Annotated in this window: 1 protein-coding gene; it reads left to right on the top strand. The window is 54.5% G+C overall.

The features are described 5' to 3' along the window. Positions 1-14: 14 nt before the first annotated feature. The coding region (locus tag AC1RPW_RS07900; RefSeq protein ID WP_481769429.1) for a DNA polymerase beta superfamily protein at positions 15-495 on the top strand (481 nt) is incomplete at its 3' end.

The raw sequence follows: 495 nt of genomic DNA on the forward strand, positions 1-495 counted from the left end.
AGGCAGTGTACCAGATGAGCAAGTCGAACCCGCAGGTTCTGGAGTGGACGAATTCACCGATCATCTATCGACCCAATGCGCATCTGGTGGCGCTAGCCGAGAAGATGTACAACCCGATCCCGGTGATGCACCATTACAGGTCTATGGCCAAGGGCAATTTCCGTGAGTATCTTCAGGGGGACGAAGTGTGGTACAAGAAGTATCTGTACGTGATTCGCCCGATTATGGCTGCGCAGTTCACGGCCAAATTCGGGACTCCGGCTCCCGTCTCGTTTTCGCAGTTGCGCGATGCTGTGGAGCCTGCCAAGATCACGGCCGCTGTTGACGCGCTGCTCGAAATCAAGATGCGGACAGGTGAGAAAAAGCTACACCCGCGTGTCCCGATTCTCAACGAGTGGATCGAAGAGCAACTGGAGATTCTGGAGACAATTCCGGACCAAGAACTCGCGATCGTGTCGCCGGCTGTCGATCTGGATCAGGAATTCCGTGATATTT

This window comes from Dellaglioa sp. CoH-55-MRSF-8, from assembly GCF_056782195.1.